The following is a 24,125-nucleotide window of genomic DNA, read 5'->3' on the forward strand; positions in this document are numbered from 1 at the left end:
AAAAACGGAGGCCGCAGTGCGCTAAGCCACCATCGGCTTATATTTGCTCCAATTATCGGCAATCATCCAGAGGTTGATAAGTGCCAAAACAGACACCATGGCCAAAGCCGAGTGGTCCATCGTCATGCTGTGAACCAAAATGCCAACCATTACCGGCAAAATGACAATGGCACCCAAGGCACGGGTTTTCGGTATGGCGAACAATAAACCGCCCAACACCTCCACGATACCCACCAAAGGCATCAACCAAGTGATTTTCATAAAGGCGCCAAAAACATCCAGCTGTTCCTGGCTAAGTTTAGGCGTAGGCATGTAATTGAAGAACTTGTTAAGTCCTGCGTTAATGAACATCAGTCCAAAAAGCACGCAGATAATGGTTTTGACTATTTTCATACAACTAGTTTTTAGTGAATTAAAGATAATCAATTCCCATAGTTTAACCAACGGTTAAGCTGCTGCTCCCAAAGTCAAGATTTTTTTGTTACAACAAAATTTTGCTGCTCACTTCCTTGTCGATGGTAATGAAACCCGGATATTTAACCAAATTGCCTCCTACCAGGATAGAAGGCTTGATTTTTAGGGTAACCATGCCTTTCTTCTCTTCGCCTTTCCGAGCACTCGACAAAAAATCGCCAATATCGCTCAGTACCTTGCTGTTCGAAACAAATTGATACACATTGGCATTGACCTGTACCGGTACTTGGATACGCTGTCCGGCATCGATGCTTACCCGTTGATCGACTGTTCCGGTGGCCACCTCTTGCTGATTGACCAGTATTTTGTACTCGAAGTTGTTAATGGCCGCCAGGGTAGACGATGGATTGCTGATTTCGAGGTTGAGGGTGGCCCTCAACGGAATATCTTTTCTGAGGTAGCCTAAAGCCAGGCCCGGCAGGTTAACCAAGTTTATCGATTGCTCGTTCATGAGCTTCCTGATATCGGTACCCGCCAAACTCACCTGCGTAGCATTGACCAAGCGGTAGTCGCATTTTTCGAGCGCCTTGATTTGCTGCGCCTGTTTATTGATGCTGCAAGAAGAAAGGCCCAGCAGCAAAAGCAAGAAGAAACTTATTTTATTCATGATTGATTTAACGCATATTTGATGCCAAAGGTATAAACTTGAGTCAATGTATGCGGGCTTGGCATCAATTTGTAAACATCCGGCCATAAAAACCATCAGCTCAATCTCACATCTCGACACTTGCGCCCCACATCTAGAAAATTTCACTAATTTAGACCGACAACCAAACCCTTATGAACCTAAGAGCATCTCTATTTTTACTCTTGGCATGGCCTTTTATGGGCCTAGCACAAATGCACCAGCCCAATGCAGCCGAAATTGCCCTTGGCATGGGCAAATTGAATGTAAAAGGAAGCGTATTGTACATTGCGGCGCATCCCGATGATGAAAACACCCGCCTGTTGGCTTACCTGGCCAAGGAAGTAAAAGTACGAACCGGCTATTTGTCGCTAACCCGGGGCGACGGCGGACAAAACCTGATTGGCAATGAACAGGCCGAATTGTTGGGCCTCATTAGAACCCAGGAGCTGTTGGCTGCTCGTCGGATTGATGGCGCCGAACAGTTTTTTACCCGCGCCAACGACTTTGGCTTTTCTAAAACGCCCGAAGAAAGCTTCCAGATCTGGGGCAAGGAACAAATCCTGGCCGATGTGGTTTGGACCATCAGAAAATTCAGGCCCGACGTCATCATTACCCGTTTTCCCGAAGATTCGAGGGCCGGGCATGGGCACCACTCGGGTTCGGCTATTTTGGCGCGCGAGGCTTTTAGTGCCGCTGCTGATCCGAATCGCTTTCCAGAGCAGCTTAAATACGTCAAAGTATGGCAAGCCAAGCGTATTCTTTGGAATACCTTTAACTTTGGAAGCACCAATACCACTGCCCCCGACCAGCTTAAAATAGATGTAGGCCTTTTTAACCCGCTGTTGGGCAAAAGCTATGGCGAAATTGCGGCCATTAGTCGCACCAACCACAAAAGCCAGGGCTTCGGCTCTACGTTGCAACGTGGCGAGGCCCTTGAATATTTTAGTCCAACCGCCGGCGAACCTGCCAAAGCAGGCCTGTTTGACGGCATTGACATTCAAGTGCTAGACCAGGCCATTTTAGCACTGCTTGCGCAAATCCAGAAAAACTATCAGGTGGATGCGCCTTTTAAGTCGCTGCCCGAATTGCTGAAGCTTAAAAAACTAACCCAGGATAAATCTTTTAACCACCAGTTGCTCGACGAATTGATTTTTGCTTGCGCCGGATTGTGGGTTGATGCCAATGCGGCCGAGAACGTTTATGCTGCCGGCGACAGCGTTGCCGTAAATTATACGGTCATTTATCGCGCCAATGCCGCCATACCCATTAAGGTTACGGTGGGCGGCCAATCGCGTCAGCTTGAGCCGAACAAAGCCACCAATCTCGTCTTCAAACTAGCCACAACAAACAACGACCTTACGCAACCTTATTGGCTGGCCGAAAATCATCCGATAGGACAATACCACATTGCTTCGCAGGAGGAGGTGGGTTATCCCGAGAATCCTAAAAAACTTTCGATAAATACGGTAATTGAACTAGGTGGCGAAAAATTCAGTCTCAATACGCCGGTAACTTATAAATCGACCGACCCTATACGTGGAGAGGTGTACCAAAATCTGGTGATTGCTCCGGCTATGACGGCTACGCTGGGCGAAAAAGCCTACATTTTTAATGGCAATACGCCCAAAACCATTACGGTGCAACTCAAAAGCTTCCGCAGCAATAGTACGGGCAGCATTAAGCCCCAACTGCCGGCTGGCTGGAAAAGCAGTCCGGCAGCGATTAACTTTAAGCTCGACAAAAAGGGCGACGAACAGCTGATCAGTTTTACAATTACGCCAGCCGGCGCCACCACTAGCGGCCAAATCGTAATGGAGGTAAACAACAAGAAGGCCCAAGGGCTTAAAACCATCAGCTACGAACACATTCCAAGCATTACCCTTTTTCCCGAAGCCAGCGCACGCGTAGAAAAAGTAGACCTTAAAATGGTAGGCAAACGCATTGCCTATATTGATGGTGCCGGCGATTTGGTGGCTGATGCCCTGAAACAGATTGGCTACGAGGTAACCCACCTCAGCACTACACAGGTTTTGAACAGCGACCTTTCGGGCTTCGATGCCATTGTAACCGGTGTCCGTCTTTACAATATCAACGACGAGGTTAAAACCTTGCAGCCTAAATTAATGGCCTACGTACAAAATGGTGGCACTTTGGTGGCCCAATACAATGTAAATACCAATTTAAAGCTCAACAATTTAGGACCATATCCGTTTAAGCTGGCCAACAAGCGCGTAACCGACGAAAATGCTGTGGTTAAGTTTATTGCGCCAAACCATCAGGCACTCAACTATCCCAATAAAATTACCGGAAAGGATTTTGAAGGCTGGGTACAGGAAAGAGGCATTTACTTCGCTACCGATATAGACCCTCAATATGCCACCATTTTAAGCATGAACGATCCCGGCGAAAGCGCCAGCGACGGCGCTTTGCTGGTGGCCGATTATGGCAAAGGCAAATTCGTTTACACTTCGCTGGTTTTCTTTAGAGAACTGCCGGCGGGTGTGCCGGGTGCCTATCGCCTGTTTGCCAATTTATTAGCCCCCAAACAGCCTTAGCATGAAAGAAAAACAAAACGACCTGCCTCCTTTTGTAAAAACCTGGAAACAGTTTTATGTGTTGCTGGCGGTTTGGCTGGTGGTGCTTATTGCTTTGTTTTACGCTTTTACCCTGCATTTTAAATGAGCGCGATAGATTGGATGGTATTGCTGGGCACTTTGTTGCTAATTGTGGGTTACGGCGTTTACAAAAGCCGTGGCGCACAGAGTATGCAGGCTTACCTGTTGGGCAACCAAAGCCTGCCTTGGTATACGGTTTGCCTTTCGGTAATGGCTACACAGGCTAGTGCCATTACTTTTCTTTCGGCACCAGGGCTGGCCTACTCATCGGGCATGAGCTTTGTACAGTTTTATTTTGGCTTGCCCCTGGCCATGATTGTGCTCTGTATTACTTTCGTGCCTATTTTTCACCGGCTTAAAGTATACACGGCCTACGAATATCTGGAACAACGTTTCGATCTCAAAACAAGGGCACTCACTGCCTTTCTGTTTTTGGTACAACGGGGTCTGTCCACCGGGATTACCATTTATGCGCCTTCCATCATCTTATCAACCATCTTGAACATCGACACCACTTATACCACATTGTTTATTGGTGGCTTGGTGATTTTTTATACCGTTTACGGGGGTACCAAAGCCGTTTCTTATACCCAGTTGCTACAAATGAGCATTATTTTTTGTGGCTTGTTTGCCGCAGGCATTATGGTGGTGCACCTGTTGCCCAACGGTGTTGGCTTCGGCAAGGCGATTGCCATAGCAGGCAAAATGGGCCGTACCAATGCCATTGATTTCCATTTCGACTGGAACAACCAATACAACGTATGGAGCGGCCTGATTGGAGGCTTCTTTTTGCAGCTCTCTTATTTCGGCACCGATCAAAGCCAGGTGGGGCGTTACCTTACGGGCGCGTCGGTAGGACAAAGCCGCTTAGGCTTGCTGATGAATGGCCTGGTTAAAATCCCGATGCAGTTTTTGATTTTATTGATTGGCATATTGGTTTTCACCTTTTACCAATACCATAAAGCACCCTTATTTTTCAACAGCTACGAACTGAACAAACTGCAGGAAAGCCCTTATAAAGCCGAACTGCAACAAATCCAATCGGCTTACGACCAAAGTTTCGAAAGCAAGAAATTAGAGGTAGAGAAATTGGACCGTGCATTGGCCAACCACGACCAGCCGACAATCGATCAGCAACGCATAGCCGTAACAAAAGCAGACAACGAGAGTAAGAAAATCCGTGAGGATTTAAAGGAGCTAATGCTGAAGAACGATAAAAAAGCCAGCACAAACGACAACAATTATATCTTTTTGAGTTTTGTAACCCAATACCTGCCCAAGGGATTGATTGGCTTGCTCATTGCCATCATTTTCCTGGCTTCGATGGGTTCTACAGCCAGTGCCTTGAATTCTTTGGCCTCAACCAGCGTGGTCGACATTTACAAAAGGCTCCTCAACAAAAATGCCAACGACCAACAATATGTAAAGGCTTCGCGCTGGGCCACCATTGGCTGGGGCAGCGTCTGCATCCTGATGGCTTTGTATACGAGCAAGATCGGCAACCTGATTGAAGCGGTAAATATTTTGGGCTCGTACATTTACGGCACCATTCTCGGTGTTTTTTTGGTGGCTTTTTACCTGAAAAAAGTAGGCGGAAGGGCTGTCTTTATCGCGGCGATTTTAGCCGAAGCGATGGTTTGTATTTTAGGCTTTAATGAGGTGGTAGCCTATTTATGGCTGAATGTAATTGGCTGCCTGCTGGTCGTGGTAATGGCTTACCTGATCCAAATTGCGATGAAGGAGAAAAGCACAATCGGTTAAACACCTGCGAAGTTTTGAAGCTCCGCAAGTGTTGACTAAAGCATTATTTCGAGGCTTGCGCCAAAAGTTCTGTGTTTAAACGAACATACTCGTCGTTTTTGATTTCGGTGGCAATGGCAATTCCTGCTTTGGCAGTAGCCTGCGCTCCGGCCTTATCGCCCATTTTCAATTGCACGCGACCTTTCCATAGTTTAACCCAAGGCGCTTTCGGATCGGCTTTTTCGGCTTCGTTCATCCAGCTCAATGCGGTGGCCAGGTCTTTGCCATTTTCATAGTAATATTGGGCAGCAGCCATATAAGGTTTTTTGTCGCCTTTCATCGCTTCGGCAATATTGGCCATTACCTGGGCGTCGATTGCCGTGGTGATGTTAATGGCTATTGCCGTATTTTCCCACATGATGTGCAATTGAGCCGCCGTAGGGGTTACATCGGCAAATTGCATGGTAAAGGTTTCTACCTTGCCTTTGGTGGCCATTGGTTTAACTTTTACGCGCAAAACGTCGTCAGATTGTTTGTAATCGTAGGCACCCCATTGTTTGGCCGTTTTGTTTAGGATAAATGTCCACTCCTTTTTACCTGGGATGGTAAACAAACCATACTCTCCCGCCGGAACATCCTGGCCTTCAATTTTTACCGCGTCGGTAAATTTAATGGTGGTGGCGCTGTTTGCACCGGTACGCCAAACCACGTTGTAAGGTTCTAATGCACCAAAAATCTTGCGTCCTTTGGTATTTGGCCGCGAATAGGTTAAGGTAATCTTGCCCAAGCCAAAGTCTTGCACAATGGTTTGACCGCTACTGGCCTGAGGCAATTTAATGCCTTGCGCGTTGGCCTGCACATACAGCCCAATGGCCAACACAAGCAGCAATGCCGATTTGATTGTAAATTTCATCTCTTTTTTGTTTTAAGTTTTCTGGATAAAATTAAACATATCCCTACACAAAGCGATGCCTGCCACCCGAATCTTTGTCAGCCAAAAATCAATTCAACACCAGCGGCTATGGCACCGCAAGGCGAATGCCTTACCTTTGGTTATCATGACCAAACTAAAACCATTGGATAGCCGGCAAGAAACCATCAGCATTTTGGGCTGTGGCTGGTATGGCTTGGCTTTGGGCAAAGCCCTGCTTGCCGAAGGCTACCGTGTAAAAGGATCTACCACCAGCGAAAACAAGCTGAAGCTTTTGGAAGAAGCGGGCATTGAGCCCTATCTGGTTAATTTTGGGGAGACGGCCTTGCCCCACAACCAGGTTTTCTTTGCGAGCGATATTTTGTTCATCAGTATTCCGCCAAAACGCAATTTGCCCCAACCCGAAGATTACCTTCGCAAGATGAAAGCCATTAAACTGGCCGTTGAAAAATCGCAGGTGCAACAGGTGGTTTTCATTAGCTCGACAGGGATATTCGAGGATGGTAATTTTGTGGTAGACGAAACCGTTAATCCGCAGCCTGATAGCCCTGCGGGAAATGCCTTGCTGGGCGCGGAAAAACTTTTAAAAAACAGCCCGGTCTTTACCACGACCATTATCCGCTTTGGCGGGTTATTTGGCCCAAACAGAAACCTGGCGAAGCATTTTGCAGGCCGTCAGGCTATCGCCAATGGCCTGGCGCCCATCAACCTTATCCACCTGGACGATTGCATTCAAATCAGCCTCGAACTGCTCAAACAAAAAGCATTTGGGCATATTTACCATGGGGTGTCGCCCTTCCATCCAAGTAGGGCCGAATTTTATACCAAAGCCTGTTTGGTTAATGGCCTGGAAAGCCCCGAATTTCTGCCAGAAAAAACGGCCTGGAAAGAAATCATAAGCATGAACCTGCCCACTCAATTAAACTACGTTTTTAAGGTTGCCAATTGGGGGCAATGGGTCGCAAAAATGACCGATTAGCCTTGCGTACAGAATAAGATTTAAGACACGAGATGTGAGATGTGAGATTTAATACGCTTCCATCCAACCCTTACCTAACACTACTCCCCTTTAATCCATGTGGCGAGATCGGTAACCAGCTGTTCGGATACATTAACTGGAACCTGGTACTGCGACATATCTCCCTTGGCCGTTTGCGAGCTTAGCAAGTGGTTCAATTCGGGATAAAGCTTTAAGCGTACGTTCGGCTTTTTATTCAAAGCGGTATTCCACAAGTTGTAGTCGTTTTGGGTAATCTGAAAATCGTTTCCACCCTGCGCTATAAACATACGCTTGGTTATTTTCTTGGCGGTTTCCACCTGGTTGTAGTTATTCAGGTCTATCCAATAAGATGCCGGCAAGCCCAAAATAAGCGAATCAGGCTTCATTTTATCCAGCTTGGTTATCCTGGTCTGACCTACTGCTTTAAGCACTTCGTCAAGGCTTTTCTTGCTGGCGGCCGTGGTATCTTTGGCTAGCGAAAACATGTAGTTGTTTTGTTCTACAATAACATCGGTTAGCTTTCTCGATGGTGCCGATAGCATGATCAGGCCTTTCAGCTCTGGCAACTGGGCACCTAAACGTGGGGCCAACATGCCACCAAGGCTATGGCCCAGCAGGTAGATGTTCTTCAGGTCGGCACCCTTAACTGTTTTGGCCAATGCAACGGCAGCCAAGGCATCGTCGGTTACTTCTTCTTTTACCGTAAAAGCACCATTAAACTCGCCCGGATAAACCAAAGTACGCTTTACGTAGCGCACCGAAGCAATACCTTTGGCGGCCAAACCAAGTGCAATATCTTTCAATGGCTTGTTTGGGCCAACGGTTTCGTCCATATCGCTTGGGCCAGAACCATGTACCAATACCACAACTGGAAAATTAACGGCTTTTTTAGGCACGGTAATCACGGCCGCCAATTGGTGTTTGCCAGAAGTAAGATAAACTTGTTTTTCGTGGTATAAAGTGGTATCGCTGGCGTAAGTTGGCAAAGCGTAAGCCGCTGCTTTTGGCGGCATGAAAATACCTACCAGCTTCTCGGCTTTATCAAACACCAACAAAAACTCTTGTTCGTCTTTTTCAAACTGGCCATCGCAGGTTACGGTATAATAATCGCCCTGCACCTTGCTGCGTATCGGATCAATTGATTTTACGGCACCCAATTTAACCTTAATATTTGCCCAAAGCTCCTTCAGGTTATCGGCTGTAATTTTGGCCTGCTCTGTTTCAGAAAAAAACTGGTGCGCTTCAGTATATTTCGCTGTCTCGAGCAATTCGAAAAACTGACCGGCCTTGCCAAAAAGGCTGATTACATTTTGCGAAAAGGCAACTGTACTGAACAATAAAAACAGCGAGAGGGTAAAGATTTTCTTCATAATGATTTGGTATAGAACCAAAGTTAGCAATATTTGCTTCGCATCCTAATCCGGGCAACCATGTATGGAGTTGTGCCTGACAGAATTTAACATTCTTTAACAAAAAAGCCACTTCCCAATTAGAGAAATGGCCTTTAGGTTTTTAGCCACTTATATTAAAGCAAGGTGGCTTCGATGGTGATGTTGGCGTTCAGCAATTTAGAAATCGGGCAGTTGGCCTTGGCATCGGCAACCAGTTCGTCGAATTTCTCTTGCGACAGGCCATCGGCTTTTACCTTTACCTCTAAATGGATGTTCACGATCTCGCCTTTTTCCGGGTTAAGGTCAACCGTAGCTTTGGTCGTAATTTCGTCGGGCGTAATGTTTTCGGCCGAGATGTTGAAGCTCAGCTTCATGGTAAAGCAGCCTGAATGCGCGGCCGCAACCAATTCTTCGGGGTTGGTTCCTATCCCTTCTTCAAAGCGGCTTTTAAAAGAGTATTGGGTTTGGTTCAAGGTACCACTTTGTGTGGTCAAGGTACCTTTTCCGTCTTTTCCGGTGCCATTCCAAACGGCTGTTGCATTTCTTTTCATATTGATTGTTTTTTTAAATAAAGATGATTTCGCGCTCAAATGTTTGCTCCTGTCACTGATCTGACAATAAATTTACCATATTTTCTGCAACTATTTATGCTGGAAATATGCAGTACATTAATATCTTTGTTTAATCATCCATATTTCTGATCAAACATTGACAACAAGTAATAAGCGATACAAAAAAGTACTGGTTATAGAGGATAACCACGCCATTTTAGATGTAATTACCCTAATTTTGCAAAGCGAGGCCTATAAAGTGTCGGGTTTGAGCAAAGGTGTCAACATGATGGAGCACATTAATGCTTTTCAGCCCGATATGATGATCTTGGATATCATGCTGCCCGATGCCGATGGCCGCGAGCTCTTGGAACAGTTGCGCACCAACGAAGCAACGGCACACATTCCGGTGTTGATGATTTCGGCTAAATATACCGACAAAACCATTCAGCACGGCGCTTATAAACCCAATGGATTTCTGGCCAAGCCTTTTGATATCGACGAACTCCTCGACAGGATAGAAGGCATATTGGCGGGTAAAACCTATTAGTTTTTTCGCCGGCTCATTTTCCGTAACTTAGGTCAATGAATCATCCCAACCAACAACTGATTGAGCATTTTTATACTTGTTTTAAGCACAAGGATTACAAAGGCATGCAAGCTTGCTATGCCGACAATGCTGTTTTTAGCGATCCCGTATTTCAAAACCTCAATGCCGAACAGGTAAGGGCCATGTGGGAAATGCTGCTGTCGAGAGCGAAGGATTTTAACATCGAATTTAGCGAGGTAAGTGCCGATGATGGCCATGGAAAGGCCCATTGGGATGCATACTACGTTTTTTCTTCCACTGGACGCCACGTGGTAAACCGCATTGAGGCCAGTTTTGAATTAGCCGATGGCAAAATCGTTAAGCATACTGATAAATTCAACTTTTATGTCTGGGCCCGACAGGCACTGGGCTTTAGTGGCTGGCTGTTGGGCTGGACGGGTTATTTGCACCAAAAAGTAAGGGAGCAGGCCATGGACAACCTGAACAGGTTTATGGCGAATAAATAAGGCATAGACGTTTTTCACCACCTAAGACACCTTAGTCCTTAACTATTCTTAAACGTCTAAGGTGGTAATTTTAGATCCCGTCCATATGAGTTGAACTGTTATGGAAAAGCAAAGGAAGCATTTCATTTGATCGAAAGTCCTGCTTTTTGCTAAAGTTTTTTCGCTTCGCTCAAAACTACCGCTGTCAATCGGGTTTGGAAGAGGGCTATCTATGCTACTATGAACGGGCTTTTATGTTATCGCACAATCATTGTCACTTCGCTATGTGGCATGCAAAGCTTTGGAAGAAAAGGCAAACCGAAGCATTGCACTACCTCACACTTTGCTAAAAATAAGCAAGGACGCAGAAGTGCTGTAGTAACACAAGCTAACCAATGACTTTCACACGACTTGACCTTGCACCATCAAAGCGGAGGTTTAGGATTTGCGACAAAGGTTTGAAGCCTTGAATTTTTGCTCACTTTTGTTTCAAGACAAAAGGACTGGCCCCGCCGGCTAGGAGGCGGAAGCAAAGTGTTCGGGATAGATGCCGGGATCGATATCCAGCATGACGCATTCTTAGGTCAGTTTCTCAATAATCGATGCCACATCCAATTGTTGCTGCTCGCCACTTTTCATGTCTTTGAGCGTAAGCAAGCCATTTTGCATTTCGTCGGCACCAATTAAAACCACAAAAGGAATATTTTTCGAATCGGCGTAACCCAATTGTTTTTTGAGCTTGGTGGCAGATGGATAAAGCTCGGTGGCAATGCCGGCGGTTCTCAATTGCTGCAAAACCGGCAAGGCATATAACTCGGCAGCCTCATCAAAATTGCTGATCAACACTTGAGTGCCTTGCGCTGCGGTTTCGGGGAAAAGATTCAGTTCTTCGAGCACATCGTAAATACGGTCGGCACCAAACGAAATCCCTACACCTGTGAGGTCTTTTAAGCCAAACATGCCTGTTAAATCGTCGTAACGGCCACCACCACCAATGCTACCCATAGCTACTTCATTGGTTTTAACTTCGAAGATACAGCCGGTATAGTAATTAAGACCACGTGCGAGCGTGATATCGAGTTCGAGTTGGGTTGTGGGTTGCGGGTTGTGGGTTGCGAGCTTGCTCACATAGTTGAAAACGGTTTCGATTTCTTCAATGCCTTTTAAGCCGATAGCCGAATTGGCCAATACCTTTTTCAGGCTCTCTATCTTCTCCACGTTCGAACCATCTAATAAAATCACCGGCTTCAATTGCTCGATATCGGATTCGGTAAAGCCACGCTCCAACAATTCTTTGCTCACGCCATCCAACCCAATTTTATCGAGCTTGTCAATCGCTACGGTCATATCGACGATCAGTTCAGGCTTGCCAATCATTTCGGCAATACCCGACAGGATCTTGCGGTTGTTGATTTTGATGCTAAAGTCTTTCAGTCCCAAGTTGCTTAACGCTTCATGGTAGATGAGCACAAACTCGGCCTCGTTCAACAGCGACGGCGAGCCTACTACATCGGCATCGCATTGGTAAAATTCGCGGTAACGCCCTTTTTGGGGCCTGTCGGCACGCCAAACCGGCTGTACCTGAAAACGCTTGAAAGGAAAGGCAATATCGTTTTGGTGCATTACCACATAACGGGCAAAGGGCACGGTCAAATCATAGCGGAGGGCTTTTTCAGAAATTTTTGAAGTGGCCAGCTGCGAGTTTTTGGTGGCTAGTAACTGTTCGTCTACCTTGCCCAAAAAATCGCCACTGTTTAAGATTTTAAAAATGAGCTTATCACCTTCGTCGCCATACTTACCGGTAAGGGTAGCCAGGTTTTCCATGCTCGGGGTCTGTATTTCGGCATAGCCATATTTTTTGAATACGGTTTTAATGGTATCGAAAATATAGTTGCGTTTCACCATTTCTTGTGGCGAAAAATCCCTGGTTCCTTTGGGTAGGCTTGGCTTGGTAATAGACATGGCGCAAAAGTACGAAAACGGAGTCAATAGTCCATAGCCATTAAGCTTAAAGACTAAAACCCAAAACCGGTTTTCAGTTGACAGTTCGTTGGCAATTACGGCTCAATCAATGAACACTTGCGGAGTCTTAAAGACTTCGCAAGTGTTTCCGAAAACTGCCAACTAAACTACTGCTTTGCAGCCCAGGCATCCATCTTAGCCTCGAAAACGCTCAACGGCAACGAACCGTCTTTAAGCACTTCGGTATGGAAAGCCGATAGCTTGAATTTCGCGCCCAATTCCTTTTCATATTTGTTTCTCAGTTCCCTGATTTTCATCGCCCCGATTTTATAGCCCAAGGCTTGTGCCGGGATGCCCATGTAGCGTTCTATTTCGGCAGTGGCCCCTTCCTCGCTGATGGCTTCGTTGTCCATCATGTATTGAATGGCCTGCTCACGGGTCATGTTTTTGGTATGGATGGCCACGTCAACCACCAAACGGATGGCACGGTGTATTTCGTCGCCTAAGGCGCCCATGTGCTGATAAGGGTCTTGGTAGAGCCCCAATTCCTTACCTAGCGATTCGCAGTACAGCGCCCAGCCTTCTACATAGGCATTATGGAAACCGAATCTGCGGAATTTTGGCAAAGACGTATTTTCTTGGGTAAGCGAAATCTGATAATGATGGCCCGGAATGGCTTCGTGCAAAAACAATGATTCCATGCCCGAAGTGGTATTGAATTTCTTGGCATCCAAAATAGGCACATAAAATATACCCGGACGTTTGCCGTCGGCCGAACCTTGATTGTATTCGGCACTGGCCGAAGCCGCCCTAAAAGCTTCGGTCTGCCTGATTTCGAATGGGGTTTTGGGCTCATGGTCGAACATTTTTTTTAGATTCGGCTTCATGCGCTCGTGAATGTTCTCGAAAGCATCCAATACTTCTTTTGGCGTTTTGTAAGGCATAAATTTGGGGTCGGTTTTCATGTATTCGAAAAAGGCCTTCAAATCGCCTTTAAAGCCTACCAAATTCTTGATGCTGTCCATTTGGCCTTTGATCCTGGCTACTTCTTTTAAACCAGTCTGATAAATCTCTTCGGGCGTTTTATTGGTAGTGGTTTGCTGTTTAACCAAGTATTCGTACCAGGCTTTTCCTCCCGGCAAGGCCGAAAGTCCAGAAGTGGTTCTTGCCTTTGGCAGGTATTCGTTTTGCAGGAAATCACCCAGTTTTTTATAGGTAGGCACAATGACATGGGCAATGGCCTGCTTGTATTCTTCGGTAATTTTCTTTTTGTCGGCTTCGCTAAAATCTTTTGGCATCAGTTTTACAGGCCCGTAAAACAAGCTCTGCTCGGGATTGGCTACAACCATGCTTTGCATCTGTGGAATCATTTTAACCACCAAGGCTTTAGGCAACACGATACCGGCCTGCATGCCTTTTTTGAAGTTGCCAATGGCCGTATCGGCCCATACCGAAAAGGCCGAAACCCTTTTGAGCCAATCGGCATAATCCTTTACCGTTTTAAATGGCTGTGCACCCGTACCCGAACCAAACTGGCCGATGGTTAACGGCAAGGCAAACATCTGATTAAAAGGCAAATACTCTTGATGGTATTTAAAGCCTTCTATATTCATGTGGAGCTGGTCTTTCAAAAAATCGTAAGACAGCTTGTCGTTATCATTCAGTTTTTCGCGGTCGTAGTGGCCAAGGCTATCCAAAAACCGTTCGTTGAACTTTTTCGATTCGGCAATAAAAGCCTGCGAACCGGTGTTTGGCAACAAGTCGTTGTAACGGTCGTCGCCGGCAAAGGTGGCATCCAAAGGCGACAGTTTGAGGCCCTCTTGGTAATACTGTTCGCAAAGCGCAGCAAAGTTTTTGTTTTCGGCGTTGCCTGACGTTTGGCCCGATGGCTTACAAGCGTGGAGCGCCACAATAGCCACAAGGGCCATAGCTAATCTTTTCATTTGGTGTAGGATTGATTATTTAAAACTAATTTACCGTTTTCGGTTTACATTATCCAAGTAACGTTGTTGTAGGTGTTTTTCGCCGATATGGCTTTACTTGCTCAACGGCAACCGTTTTCGGTAGCTGAGCTGGCGCCAGACCCATTCAATAGGGCCATAGTTGTAACGAGACAGCCACCAGTGGCTCAGATATACCTGCGCCGTATACACAACAATGGCCAGCAACAGGTAAAACCAAATAGGCTTTGAGTTAAATATGCCCAGGCCGAAACCAGAAAAAACAAGCATTCCAATGAGGTTCTGCACCATGTAATTGGTCAAGGTCATTTTGCCCATGATGGCCAGGCTGGCGAAAAAGCGCTTGCACTTGCCTGCCACATACAGCCAGCAAATAGCCGAGGCAATAAACAGCATGGTACTGAGAATTACCCAGTAGGCCAAGTTATAATGTTTGCCAATGGCATTCCATTTCAAGTGCTCGTCAACAATAAAAAAAGCTGTGAGCAATAAAGCTGTCCCCAACGAAATCCAAAAAGCTCTTTTGATATATTTTATCTTGCTGGGCAACTGGTCGAAAAAATTGATGCGGTAGAGGCTAAAGCCCCATAGGAAACAGCAAAACATCACCACGTGTACCGTGTACAGGTAGGGTTTGCTGATCATCTGCGCCAGATAAGTGCCCTTTAGTCCAAAATAAAGCACGTCGAACAGGTTATGGCTTTGGTAGAGCGGAAGTATGGCCGTCATCTGCTTCCAGCCACTATCGCCCAGCGAATGGATAAAGGAACTTAAGGCGGGAATAAGCAACAATAAAATGATGCTTACGGTGAAACTGGTTTTGGCCGAACTCCGGTAAAACAGCAAAAGCAACAAACCCAAGAGCGCATAATCCTTTAAAATATCGCCAAAAAAGACGGCACTATTGATCAGGGCCAATACCAGCAACCAAAACATGCGCCCTGCAAAAAAGCCATAAGGATTGTGTCCCTTGTTACTTATGTTGTTCATGAGCACGGCAAAGCCATAGCCAAAAAGCATACTGAGCAGGGTCCACGATTTGGCGGCGAATACAAAACTTGTCGTGTACATGAGGATATTGGTTAGCAGGTCGGGCTTGAAGGTTTCCCAGTTTCTGCCAATAGTGAAAAAGTCGTAGTAGTTCATGAGCACTACGCCCAAGAGCGCCCAGCCTCTTAAGATATCAACAATGACAGTGCGCTGGTTAAGCTGGAGGGGTTGGCTAGAAAAGTCTTTCATATCAGTAGATTGGCTTATCTAAAGATAATGTTTTTGCAGGCAATTGTTTAGCCCTTTCTATTTCTCTTTAGTCAACCGATCGAGTGCCTTTAAAACAGTTGGCATTCTATAGGGGCCCGAAAGCTGCCCAATATGATCGGCCGCTTTATCCAGCTCCATCCCGACAGCCGTTACAAAAATCGGCTTTTGGCTTTCGCCTCTTAACAAGGCTCGCTTGTTTTTTTGGAGGGTTGCGAAATTAGATTTGGCCACGCCGATAACGGGAATGCTTTTGTGGAGGCTTTCAAACAAATAGGCACCCAGGCCAAACTTGTTTTCATCGTCGAGATAGACAAAGCCATCAACAATAATAGCTTCAACCAGTTGACAATCTATTTTTTGGAGCAGGCTTAAAATACAAGGTAATTCTCTTTTGTAAAACGCCCCCGATTCATATTCTTCCACCCCTTCGAGCGTTTCTGCATACACCTCGAATTTTTCGCTGGTAGCCCAATCATCAAAAGCCAAGCACACGGTTTTGCCCTTGTTGCCAAAATAATAAGTATCGAACGCCAGGATCATGTTTTCAAGGGGCCACTCTCCATTTAATCTGTAGGGAGTGCCGTTAAAGATATAAATTTATGCTTGAGCTTATAACCAATCAGGCCAACAAAAAAGGCCACCTTTTCAGGTAGCCCTTTATTATTTGGTTAGTACCCCAAATTTGGCTCGGGGCACTCTACTGTTATTTTTAAACCAGCAATCTTACGGGTTCTTCCAGCAACGATTTTAGGGTTTGCAAGAAAGCGGCACCAGTAGCGCCATCAACCACGCGGTGATCGCAGCTTAGGGTTACCTTCATGATGTTGCCTGGAACCACTGCGCCGTTTTTAACAACCGGCACTTGCGAAATGCCACTTACGGCCAGGATACAAGCATTTGGTGTATTGATGATGGCCGTAAACTCGTCAACGCCAAACATACCCAAGTTAGAGATGGTAAAGGTAGAGCCTTCCATTTCTGCAGGCTGCAGTTTTTTGGCTTTGGCTTTTCCGGCAAAGTCTTTTACTTCGGCAGAGATATGGCTCAACGATTTGCCATCGGCGAAGCGGATTACCGGAACCAACAAACCTTCGTCAACTGCAACGGCTACGCCAATGTGTACATGTTCGTTGGTACGGATGGTATCGCCCTGGAACGACGAGTTGATGGCCGGGTGCTGTTTCAAAGCAATTGCCACTGCTTTGACCACTAAATCGTTGAAAGAAATCTTAACCGGAGCAAAATCGTTCATTTTGGCTCGGGCTGCAATAGCCTGATCCATGTCGATGCTCATGGTTACATAGAAATGCGGCGCGGTAAACAAGCTTTCAGACAAACGTCTGCTGATGGCCTTGCGCATTTGTGTAACTGGTCTTTCGCTAAATTTCTCTTCGCCCACAAAGGTAGGGATTGCCGGAGCGGCTTTCGTTTCGGCTTTGGCGCCCTCTGCCGGTGCTGTAGCTGCCGGTGCTGCCGAAGGCTTAAAGTTCTCTACGTCTTTTTTAATGATACGACCGCCTTCTGCGCTACCTGCTACCTGGCTGAGGTCGATACCTTTATCTTTTGCAATTTTCTTAGCCAAAGGCGAGGCAATGATACGGCCACCGTTGGCGTTTGAAATGGTTTGTACTTTTTCTTCTTCTTTTGGTGCCTCTGGGGCTTTCGGCGCATCGGCTGGAGCGCTGGCTGCTTTTGCAGGGGCATCACCTTGGGCCAAAATTCCAGAAATATCTGTTCCCTCTGGACCAACAATGGCAATAATGCCATTTACCTTGGCCGCTTCGCCTTTATTTACACCAATATGCAACAAAGTACCCGTGGCGTAGCCCATTACCTCCATCGTAGCCTTATCGGTTTCTACGTCGGCAAGGATATCGTCGTCTTTTACTTTATCGCCTACTTTTTTATGCCATTCGGCAATTACGCCTTCGGTCATGGTATCGCTCAGCAAAGGCATGCGGATTACCGTAACACCTTTTTTGCTCAATTCTTCTTCGCTCAAGCCACCGCCTTGGGCTGGAGCTTCGGCTTGGGTTGCTTCTTTTGGTGCCTCGGCTTTAGGCGCCTCTGCAGCGGCATTGCCTCCTTCGGCTTCCAGCGCAGCTTTGTAATCTTCGCCTTCTTTGCCAATAACGGCAATTAACGCATCGATTGGAACGGCTTTGCCTTCTTCCACACCGATGTACAATAATGTTCCATCCCAATAGGATTCTAGGTCCATGGTTGCCTTGTCGGTTTCCACTTCGGCCAAAACATCGCCGCTTTTTACTTTATCGCCTACTTTTTTATGCCACTTCGCCATTACCCCTTCGGTCATGGTGTCGCTCATCTTAGGCATTCTTACTATATCAGCCATCTATATAAATCTAATGAAATGCGTTCTAAAAATTAATCTTTTACGTAAGGATAGTCGGTTTGCACGTACACGTCTGTGTAAAGTTCGGATGCGTCTGGCCATGGCGACTCTTCTGCAAATTTCACCGAATCTTCTACAATGCCTTTCACTTTCTCTTCAATTTCGGCAATCCAGTTTTCATCAGCATATTTCTCTTTCAAAATGGTTTCTCTTACGCTTTCGATCGGATCTTTAGCTTTGTATTCTTCCAACTCGTCTTTGGTACGGTATTTTGCCGGGTCAGACATGGAGTGTCCGCGGTAGCGGTAAGTTCTCATTTCCAAGAAAGTCGGGCCTTCGCCAGCGCGCGCACGCTGGATGGCTTCGTCCATGGCATTATGAACCGCAACCGGATCCATTCCATCAACCGGTGCACATGGCATATCGAAACCTAAACCAATTTTATAGATATCGGTCATGTTGGTGGTACGTTCTACTGAAGTACCCATGGCATAACCATTGTTCTCACAAACAAAAATTACCGGCAGCTTCCAAAGCATAGCCATGTTGAAAGCTTCGTTCAAAGCGCCTTGACGAACGGCTCCATCACCCATGTAGCAAATATTTACATGCTTGGTGCCTTTGTATTTTTCGGCAAAAGCGATACCAGCACCCAACGGAATCTGACCGCCTACGATACCGTGGCCGCCATAAAAATGATGTTCTTTACTGAACATGTGCATAGAACCGCCTTTACCTTTTGAACAGCCTGTAGCTTTGCCGTACATTTCGGCCATAATACTGTCGGCACTAACGCCTAAAGCCAAGGCATGGGCGTGGTCGCGATAAGCGGTAACCATCGAGTCGCCTTTTTCCATTGCTGAAATGGCACCGGCAACTACTGCTTCCTGACCAATATAAAGGTGACAAAATCCGCGTATCTTTTGCTGTCCGTAAAGTTGTCCGGTCTTCTCTTCGAACTTGCGCATCAGCAACATCGACTCAAACCACTTCAAATAGGTATCCTTATTTATTTCTACTGCACTCATGTTTGGGTATTGATTTTTATTTACGGGAACAAATTTAATTTTTTTATTATATTTTCTCACATCATCGTATGTAAAATTATCCGTGCCGAGCACTAAACACAAGGGATTTAGCACCATTTTAGTGTCTGAATTACACTCACATAGACTGTAAGCTGGTCTAAGCGGGCATTAATATTTTTCTGCCGGGAACTTAGCCCCATTTTTTGATGCTCGATTGGCAAAAACAAAAAAATTTTATTTTGTTGGCAACAAAGGCTTAAAGGATTTTGAAAAAAAGTTTTTTAAAAGATTTTTACAAAACCCTGCTACTTCACCGGAAGCCTGCCTGCAACAGACCGATTGGCAGAAAGAAGCCATCAACATTTGTCGTCTCTTTCCTTGCTTCGTTTCTTTGGGCAACAGCCAGCGGAGCTAGATTTTACACCTACAGCAACATCTACCGTGCAAAAAGTAAATGAAGACAAAAGTGACCAAAAATTCAAGGCCGTTGCATCTTCGCTGCGCTAGCTGTACCGACTTTGCCATAGCGCAAGCTGGATACGCGGTGTTGCTGTGGCCTAAATTTCTGCTTTGCATTTTTTACAGTGCCCCGTCCCAGCTGATGCACATAAGGCAATCTTATGATCGCACGCTTTATTCCGCCAGAGCTTTTATCCACACTTCCAATCAAAACTGCGTCCATGTTCAATAATCACATCGGTTTAAATGATTTATCAACAAATGTGGCTTCACGAAAGTGGCTCCAGCGCCTTAGAACGCGCAAAATGTTAATAACTTTTACATTTAACTGAGATTCATTTGGATAACATTTGCAAAAGACATATTTTTGCTACCCTAACAATAAGCCCCCGTGGTGTACGTTTAAGTGTAAGTGCCCGTTTACCCAAACTTAAAAGCATAACATGATTAAAAAGATTTTGTTTTCTATTCTTATCGTTCTCAGTAGCTACACAGCTACATTCGCACAAAGCAATAAGACCAAAGAAGCCAAACTAGAAGATCCTGACAACTTAGCGTCGCAATATTTCTCGCAGGTAATGGGTGTAGCCGTTGATGCGACATCGAACCTGAAACTATACAAGTTTATTTACGAGTGGATCGGAACTCCCTATCGTTACGGTGGCAACACCAAGAAAGGGATTGACTGTTCGGCCTTTACCAAAGCCATTTACGACAAGGTTTTTAACACCAACATTTTGCGCAACTCGCGCGATATCTTCAGCATGGTTGATCCTTTATCGAGAGACGAGCTGAAAGAAGGCGATTTGGTTTTCTTCAAAATCAAAAGCCGCAGCATTTCGCACGTTGGCGTATACTTGGGCGATAACCGCTTTGCACATGCCTCGGTAAAAGGCGTACGCATCAGTAACCTGAACGAACCTTACTACAGCCGCTATTTTTATAAGGGCGGACGGATTTTAGATCCGGCAAACAAAGAATTTATCGAAGAATAGCCTTTGGCATCCCATTAAAAATATTCCAATCCTTCCCCATAAAACCGGGAGGGATTTTTTGTAACTACCCATGAAGAAACTCCTCGGCATTGCTTTTTTAACTGGCTTGGTTGCTTATACCCTGATGAGCTGCCAAAGCAAAACCCAGGCAGAGGTAAAACAGGCACAAACCGATACGCCAAAGGTTAAGCGGTTAAAAGATACCTTAAGCCTGGTAGCCGTGGGCGATATGATGCTGGGCTCCGCCTTTCCGAGCAAGCTCAACCTGCCTCCCGATGATGCGGTAAACAGTTTTGTGGCTGTTGATACCTTTTTAAAGGGCGATATTGTATTCGGCAACCTAGAAGGCTGCTTTCTCAATTCGGGCAACTCCAATAAGTGCAAAGGCATTAACCCTAATAACTGCTACGCCTTCAGAATGCCCGATCGTTATGCCAACATTTACAAAAAGGCGGGTTTTAACGTGCTGAGCATTGCCAACAACCACGTAGGCGATTTTGATGCCAAGGGCCGAAAAAACACGGCCAGATTGCTAGATTCGCTTCAAATACATTATGCCGGACAATTGAACAAACCTTTCGACCTGTTTGAAATAGACAGTGTGAAATATGCTTTTTGTGCCTTTGCGCCCAACGAGAATACGGTGTCCATTAAAAACATCGACAGCGCCAAGGCCCTGGTGGCCGAACTTAAAAAACAGGCCGACATTGTGATCGTATCTTTTCATGGCGGCGGCGAAGGGGCACGATTTGAGCATGTAACACGCAAAACCGAGATCTTTTTTAAGGAAAACAGGGGCAATGTTTATGCTTTTGCCCATGCGGTAATAGATGCCGGTGCCGATGTGGTATTGGGGCACGGACCACATGTAACCCGTGCGGTTGAAGTGTACCGCAATAAGTTTATCGCGTATAGCCTGGGCAATTTCTGTACCTATGGCATGTTTAGCCTGAAGGGCCCGAATGGCTTTGCGCCGTTGCTGCAACTCAAAATTAACCGCAGAGGTGATTTTCTGTACGCCGATGTCGTTTCAGTTAAACAAGATAAGATTAATCGCCTAACTTTAGACGAAAACCATACGGCATTTGACAAAATGAAGACTTTGACCGACATCGATTTTGCCGGACATCACCTTATCTTTGAAAACAATCAAATCAGGTTAAAAAACTAATCCAATGAAGAAAGGCTTAACGGTTCATTATATTTTATTTATTGCCGGACTTGCGCTGAGCGCTGTTGCGGCCTATATGATCACCACAGATCCCGACGAAAACCTGAATTCTAAACTGATTGTCGTTTTTGCCGGAGCTTTTGTAGGCATTAGCCAATTTATGATTATCAAACATAAACGCAAGCTCAAATAGCCTCGTTACGATTCGTCTTTGGTGTTTTTGATCAGTCCGATGCCCGAAACAAAGAAAACCAATCCGATAATTCCATAAACAATTAGCCCGCGCGAGTTCTGGCTATGGTTTACAAAACCTATTCCCGCATAAACCAGACCAACAACCCCCAAAAGGGTTAACAGGGTACCAAAAATCCTTTTTACGTTCATAAAGCAATGTTGTAGCATAAAAACAGGGCAACGGCCATTTTGTTTCAAAAAAAAGCGGCACCAATTTAATGATGCCGCCTTTAGCGAGGTCAATTGCAATAATGCCTACCAAACACCCAGTCTGTTTTCTGGGGCTACGTACATTTTGGCGGTTTTTGGAATATTAAAAGCCTTGTAAAAAGCTTCCATGTTATAAACCGGGCCATTTACCCTGAACATTTCTGGAGAGTGCGGATCTGTTTTGATACGAACACGCATGTTCTCATCCCTGTCTTTGATACGCCACACCTGCGCAAAGCTCAAAAAGAAACGCTGATCTGGCGTAAAGCCATCAATTTTTTGGCTGTTGTCCTGGCCTTGCTTGGTAAGTTTAAAAGCATCGTAGGCAATAGCCAAGCCCCCAATATCGGCCAGGTTTTCGCCCAGCGTTAAGTTGCCGTTTACATGCTCGTTACCCAACAAGGTAAAGCCACTGTACAATTTAGCTACCTTATCGGCCCTGGTTTTAAACTGGTCGGCATCAGCCTTGGTCCACCAATCTTTCATATTGCCTGCCGCATCGTACTGACGGCCCTGATCGTCGAAACCATGGGTCATTTCGTGGCCAATTACCGCACCAATGGCGCCATAGTTGATGGCATCGTCGGCTTTGGCATCGAAAAATGGAAATTGTAAAATACCAGCCGGGAACACAATCTCGTTAAATGTCGGGTTGTAATAAGCGTTTACTGTTGGCGGTGTCATGCCCCATTCTGTTTTATCAACCGGTTTGCCTATTTTACTGATTTCTTCGTTGTAGGCATGCATCCTGGCGCTGCGCGCATTGCCCAGGTAATCGCCTTTGCTGATGGTCACGTCGTCAAAGTTTTTCCATTTGGTAGTGTAGCCGATTTTCTTTAAAAAGACATTCAGTTTCTCGGTCGCTTTTGCTTTGGTTTCGGCACTCATCCAATCCAGTTTCGAAATCCTGGTGGCGAATACTTTTTGCAAGTTGTTCACCAGCTCGTCCATCCTTTGCTTGGCTTCTTGCGTAAAGTATTTCTCTACATAAAGCTGGCCTAACAGGTCGCCCATGTTGGCGTCGATTCCATTAACCAGTTTTTTCCACCTTTCTGATTGTTTCTTTTGGCCATTGAAGATTTTATTGTAGTTAAACGAGGCATCAACAAAAGCCTTGCTCAGCAAGCCTGCATTTCTGGCCATGTAATCGTATTTGAACTTCGTTTTCCAAACTTCAATAGGTTGGCTGGCCAGCAAAGTGCTCAATGCTTTAAAATAAGCCGGCTGACCAACGTTAACGCTATCGGTTTTAATCTGCATGGCCGCAAAAAGCGAAGGCACGTCTAAATTTGGGGCCAACTGCGACAGCTGGGCTACGCTCATTTTGTTGTAGTTCTTTTGCGGATCTCTCAGCTCTTCAGGGCTGCGATGAGATTTGGCAATTTCTGTTTCCAAAGCCAAAATGGCGTTCGCGTTTTTAGCTGCCGTAGCGGCATCGGAGCCGGTTAGGCTAAATAGTTTGGTGGCGTAGGCAACAAAGCCTTCGCGGGCTACTTTAGAGGTACTGTCTGTTTTAAAATAATAGTCTTTTTCTGGCAGCGACAATCCCGATTGATAAAAAGAAACGATGTTTTTTACGCTGTTTTTTTCATCGGCACCTACGCCCATGCCCAATAGGCCGGCTTCGTTGGTCTTTGCCAGTTCGGCCAATAAGCTCACCAATTCTTTATAGCTTTTGGTACCGTCAATTTTGGCCAGTACCGGCTTCAAAGGTTCGGCTCCCAATTTTTCGATGGTTACCGTGTCCATGCCACTGGCATAGTAATCGCCAACCTTTTGCTTGATGCTTCCTTTCGGTGCATTTGCCTTTTCGGCATCTTCTACAATCCCTTTTAGTTTTTTGAGGTTATCTTCGTACAAAGTATAAAAGCTGCCCCAGCCGCTCTGATCGTCTGGAATAACTGTAGCCTTCATCCATTTACCGTTGGCATATTCGAAAAAATTGTCTCCCGGATTAACCGTTGTATCCATTCCGGCTTTGTCTAAAAATACCGTCCGGGTGTCGGTTTCGGTATTTTTACTTTGGCAGGCCGCCAGAAGCGCCAAACCAATTAATGGTAAACCTAATTTCAGTTTCATAAATGATTGATTATAAAATATCTAAAATAAAGCTACACAGAAAAT

The 24,125-nt window shown here is 45.7% G+C and carries 22 protein-coding genes; 9 read left to right on the forward strand and 13 right to left on the reverse strand.

The window, feature by feature from the left end; genetic code table 11:
- Positions 1-21: 21 nt before the first annotated feature.
- On the reverse strand, positions 22-393 hold the full coding sequence (locus tag AC6H1S_RS17360; protein ID WP_199136280.1) for a MauE/DoxX family redox-associated membrane protein: 372 nt from the start codon (positions 391-393) through the stop codon (positions 22-24).
- A gap of 88 nt (positions 394-481) precedes the next feature.
- Positions 482-1,081 (reverse strand): LEA/WHy family protein, encoded by a 600-nt coding sequence (locus AC6H1S_RS17365; protein WP_199136282.1) that lies wholly within the window; start codon positions 1,079-1,081, stop codon positions 482-484.
- A 173-nt stretch (positions 1,082-1,254) separates the two neighbouring features.
- Here AC6H1S_RS17365 and AC6H1S_RS17370 point away from each other — a divergent pair, with 173 nt between their 5' ends.
- From AC6H1S_RS17370 to AC6H1S_RS17380, 3 genes are read left to right on the forward strand one after another with little or no spacing between them, the layout of a single operon-like run.
- Complete coding sequence (locus tag AC6H1S_RS17370; protein ID WP_497564423.1) at positions 1,255-3,657, forward strand: PIG-L family deacetylase; 2,403 nt, start codon at positions 1,255-1,257, stop codon at positions 3,655-3,657.
- 1 nt (position 3,658) lies between these two features.
- On the forward strand, positions 3,659-3,784 hold the full coding sequence (locus tag AC6H1S_RS17375) for a hypothetical protein (RefSeq protein WP_497564424.1): 126 nt from the start codon (positions 3,659-3,661) through the stop codon (positions 3,782-3,784).
- Positions 3,781-5,478: a sodium:solute symporter family protein gene (locus AC6H1S_RS17380; RefSeq protein WP_497564425.1), complete on the forward strand. Its 1,698-nt coding sequence runs from the start codon at positions 3,781-3,783 to the stop codon at positions 5,476-5,478. Before AC6H1S_RS17375 ends, AC6H1S_RS17380 begins: the two co-directional genes overlap by 4 nt.
- Positions 5,479-5,521: 43 nt before the next feature.
- Here the strand turns inward: AC6H1S_RS17380 and AC6H1S_RS17385 are convergent, their stop codons facing one another.
- Positions 5,522-6,370 (reverse strand): DUF2911 domain-containing protein, encoded by an 849-nt coding sequence (locus AC6H1S_RS17385; protein ID WP_497564426.1) that lies wholly within the window; start codon positions 6,368-6,370, stop codon positions 5,522-5,524.
- A 145-nt stretch (positions 6,371-6,515) separates the two neighbouring features.
- Between AC6H1S_RS17385 and AC6H1S_RS17390 the strand changes: the two genes are divergently transcribed.
- Positions 6,516-7,367 carry a Rossmann-fold NAD(P)-binding domain-containing protein gene (locus AC6H1S_RS17390; protein ID WP_497564427.1) on the forward strand — a complete coding sequence of 284 codons (852 nt, stop codon included), beginning with the start codon at positions 6,516-6,518 and terminating at the stop codon, positions 7,365-7,367.
- 80 nt (positions 7,368-7,447) lie between these two features.
- Here the strand turns inward: AC6H1S_RS17390 and AC6H1S_RS17395 are convergent, their stop codons facing one another.
- Positions 7,448-8,758, reverse strand: coding sequence for a DUF3887 domain-containing protein (locus tag AC6H1S_RS17395; protein ID WP_497564428.1), 1,311 nt, complete (start codon positions 8,756-8,758; stop codon positions 7,448-7,450).
- Between the two features lie 155 nt (positions 8,759-8,913).
- Complete coding sequence (locus AC6H1S_RS17400; protein WP_497564429.1) at positions 8,914-9,330, reverse strand: OsmC family protein; 417 nt, start codon at positions 9,328-9,330, stop codon at positions 8,914-8,916.
- A 157-nt stretch (positions 9,331-9,487) separates the two neighbouring features.
- Between AC6H1S_RS17400 and AC6H1S_RS17405 the strand changes: the two genes are divergently transcribed.
- Both AC6H1S_RS17405 and AC6H1S_RS17410 read left to right on the forward strand, forming a co-directional pair.
- Positions 9,488-9,880 carry a response regulator transcription factor gene (locus AC6H1S_RS17405; protein ID WP_497564430.1) on the forward strand — a complete coding sequence of 131 codons (393 nt, stop codon included), beginning with the start codon at positions 9,488-9,490 and terminating at the stop codon, positions 9,878-9,880.
- 35 nt (positions 9,881-9,915) lie between these two features.
- Positions 9,916-10,386 (forward strand): nuclear transport factor 2 family protein, encoded by a 471-nt coding sequence (locus tag AC6H1S_RS17410; protein WP_199136298.1) that lies wholly within the window; start codon positions 9,916-9,918, stop codon positions 10,384-10,386.
- A gap of 558 nt (positions 10,387-10,944) precedes the next feature.
- On the opposite strand, the gene hisS is transcribed toward AC6H1S_RS17410, so the two are convergent.
- The 6 genes from hisS to pdhA form a co-directional block, all read right to left on the reverse strand.
- Positions 10,945-12,327, reverse strand: coding sequence for a histidine--tRNA ligase (gene hisS, locus AC6H1S_RS17415; RefSeq protein ID WP_497564431.1), 1,383 nt, complete (start codon positions 12,325-12,327; stop codon positions 10,945-10,947).
- Positions 12,328-12,494: 167 nt separating this feature from the next.
- Positions 12,495-14,270, reverse strand: a complete 1,776-nt coding sequence (locus AC6H1S_RS17420; RefSeq protein ID WP_497564432.1) for a DUF885 domain-containing protein — start codon at positions 14,268-14,270, stop codon at positions 12,495-12,497.
- Positions 14,271-14,363: 93 nt separating this feature from the next.
- Positions 14,364-15,527 carry a DUF418 domain-containing protein gene (locus AC6H1S_RS17425; protein ID WP_497564433.1) on the reverse strand — a complete coding sequence of 388 codons (1,164 nt, stop codon included), beginning with the start codon at positions 15,525-15,527 and terminating at the stop codon, positions 14,364-14,366.
- Positions 15,528-15,584: 57 nt separating this feature from the next.
- Positions 15,585-16,088 (reverse strand): endonuclease V, encoded by a 504-nt coding sequence (locus AC6H1S_RS17430; protein WP_497564434.1) that lies wholly within the window; start codon positions 16,086-16,088, stop codon positions 15,585-15,587.
- Positions 16,089-16,257: 169 nt separating this feature from the next.
- Positions 16,258-17,904: a dihydrolipoyl dehydrogenase family protein gene (locus AC6H1S_RS17435; protein ID WP_497564435.1), complete on the reverse strand. Its 1,647-nt coding sequence runs from the start codon at positions 17,902-17,904 to the stop codon at positions 16,258-16,260.
- A gap of 32 nt (positions 17,905-17,936) precedes the next feature.
- The gene (gene pdhA, locus AC6H1S_RS17440; RefSeq protein WP_330108530.1) at positions 17,937-18,932 is read right to left on the reverse strand and encodes a pyruvate dehydrogenase (acetyl-transferring) E1 component subunit alpha; all 996 of its coding nucleotides are present in this window, start codon (positions 18,930-18,932) and stop codon (positions 17,937-17,939) included.
- Between the two features lie 902 nt (positions 18,933-19,834).
- Between pdhA and AC6H1S_RS17445 the strand changes: the two genes are divergently transcribed.
- The 3 genes from AC6H1S_RS17445 (at position 19,835) to AC6H1S_RS17455 (ending at position 21,750) form a co-directional block, all read left to right on the forward strand.
- The gene (locus AC6H1S_RS17445; RefSeq protein ID WP_199136312.1) at positions 19,835-20,386 is read left to right on the forward strand and encodes a C40 family peptidase; all 552 of its coding nucleotides are present in this window, start codon (positions 19,835-19,837) and stop codon (positions 20,384-20,386) included.
- 70 nt (positions 20,387-20,456) lie between these two features.
- Positions 20,457-21,557, forward strand: coding sequence for a CapA family protein (locus tag AC6H1S_RS17450; RefSeq protein ID WP_199136314.1), 1,101 nt, complete (start codon positions 20,457-20,459; stop codon positions 21,555-21,557).
- Positions 21,558-21,561: 4 nt separating this feature from the next.
- Entirely contained in the window at positions 21,562-21,750 is a 189-nt protein-coding gene (locus AC6H1S_RS17455) for a hypothetical protein (protein WP_199136316.1), read from the forward strand.
- Positions 21,751-21,755: 5 nt separating this feature from the next.
- Here AC6H1S_RS17455 and AC6H1S_RS17460 read toward each other — a convergent pair whose 3' ends face one another.
- Together AC6H1S_RS17460 and AC6H1S_RS17465 are read right to left on the reverse strand one after the other, a co-directional pair.
- On the reverse strand, positions 21,756-21,941 hold the full coding sequence (locus AC6H1S_RS17460) for a hypothetical protein (protein WP_497564436.1): 186 nt from the start codon (positions 21,939-21,941) through the stop codon (positions 21,756-21,758).
- Positions 21,942-22,046: 105 nt separating this feature from the next.
- Complete coding sequence (locus tag AC6H1S_RS17465) at positions 22,047-24,080, reverse strand: M13 family metallopeptidase (RefSeq protein WP_199136320.1); 2,034 nt, start codon at positions 24,078-24,080, stop codon at positions 22,047-22,049.
- Between the last annotated feature and the right edge of the window lie 45 nt (positions 24,081-24,125).

The sequence above is a fragment of the Pedobacter sp. TM02 genome (genome assembly GCF_059705275.1).

Coding starts and splice junctions, on each gene's coding strand:
- AC6H1S_RS17360 (WP_199136280.1), bottom strand. CDS start 393: ATGAAAATAGTCAAAACCATTATCTGCGTGCTTTTTGGACTGATGTTC.
- AC6H1S_RS17365 (WP_199136282.1), bottom strand. CDS start 1,081: ATGAATAAAATAAGTTTCTTCTTGCTTTTGCTGCTGGGCCTTTCTTCT.
- AC6H1S_RS17370 (WP_497564423.1), top strand. CDS start 1,255: ATGAACCTAAGAGCATCTCTATTTTTACTCTTGGCATGGCCTTTTATG.
- AC6H1S_RS17375 (WP_497564424.1), top strand. CDS start 3,659: ATGAAAGAAAAACAAAACGACCTGCCTCCTTTTGTAAAAACCTGGAAA.
- AC6H1S_RS17380 (WP_497564425.1), top strand. CDS start 3,781: ATGAGCGCGATAGATTGGATGGTATTGCTGGGCACTTTGTTGCTAATT.
- AC6H1S_RS17385 (WP_497564426.1), bottom strand. CDS start 6,370: ATGAAATTTACAATCAAATCGGCATTGCTGCTTGTGTTGGCCATTGGG.
- AC6H1S_RS17390 (WP_497564427.1), top strand. CDS start 6,516: ATGACCAAACTAAAACCATTGGATAGCCGGCAAGAAACCATCAGCATT.
- AC6H1S_RS17395 (WP_497564428.1), bottom strand. CDS start 8,758: ATGAAGAAAATCTTTACCCTCTCGCTGTTTTTATTGTTCAGTACAGTT.
- AC6H1S_RS17400 (WP_497564429.1), bottom strand. CDS start 9,330: ATGAAAAGAAATGCAACAGCCGTTTGGAATGGCACCGGAAAAGACGGA.
- AC6H1S_RS17410 (WP_199136298.1), top strand. CDS start 9,916: ATGAATCATCCCAACCAACAACTGATTGAGCATTTTTATACTTGTTTT.
- hisS (WP_497564431.1), bottom strand. CDS start 12,327: ATGTCTATTACCAAGCCAAGCCTACCCAAAGGAACCAGGGATTTTTCG.
- AC6H1S_RS17420 (WP_497564432.1), bottom strand. CDS start 14,270: ATGAAAAGATTAGCTATGGCCCTTGTGGCTATTGTGGCGCTCCACGCT.
- AC6H1S_RS17425 (WP_497564433.1), bottom strand. CDS start 15,527: ATGAAAGACTTTTCTAGCCAACCCCTCCAGCTTAACCAGCGCACTGTC.
- AC6H1S_RS17430 (WP_497564434.1), bottom strand. CDS start 16,088: ATGATCCTGGCGTTCGATACTTATTATTTTGGCAACAAGGGCAAAACC.
- AC6H1S_RS17435 (WP_497564435.1), bottom strand. CDS start 17,904: ATGGCTGATATAGTAAGAATGCCTAAGATGAGCGACACCATGACCGAA.
- pdhA (WP_330108530.1), bottom strand. CDS start 18,932: ATGAGTGCAGTAGAAATAAATAAGGATACCTATTTGAAGTGGTTTGAG.
- AC6H1S_RS17445 (WP_199136312.1), top strand. CDS start 19,835: ATGATTAAAAAGATTTTGTTTTCTATTCTTATCGTTCTCAGTAGCTAC.
- AC6H1S_RS17450 (WP_199136314.1), top strand. CDS start 20,457: ATGAAGAAACTCCTCGGCATTGCTTTTTTAACTGGCTTGGTTGCTTAT.
- AC6H1S_RS17455 (WP_199136316.1), top strand. CDS start 21,562: ATGAAGAAAGGCTTAACGGTTCATTATATTTTATTTATTGCCGGACTT.
- AC6H1S_RS17460 (WP_497564436.1), bottom strand. CDS start 21,941: ATGAACGTAAAAAGGATTTTTGGTACCCTGTTAACCCTTTTGGGGGTT.
- AC6H1S_RS17465 (WP_199136320.1), bottom strand. CDS start 24,080: ATGAAACTGAAATTAGGTTTACCATTAATTGGTTTGGCGCTTCTGGCG.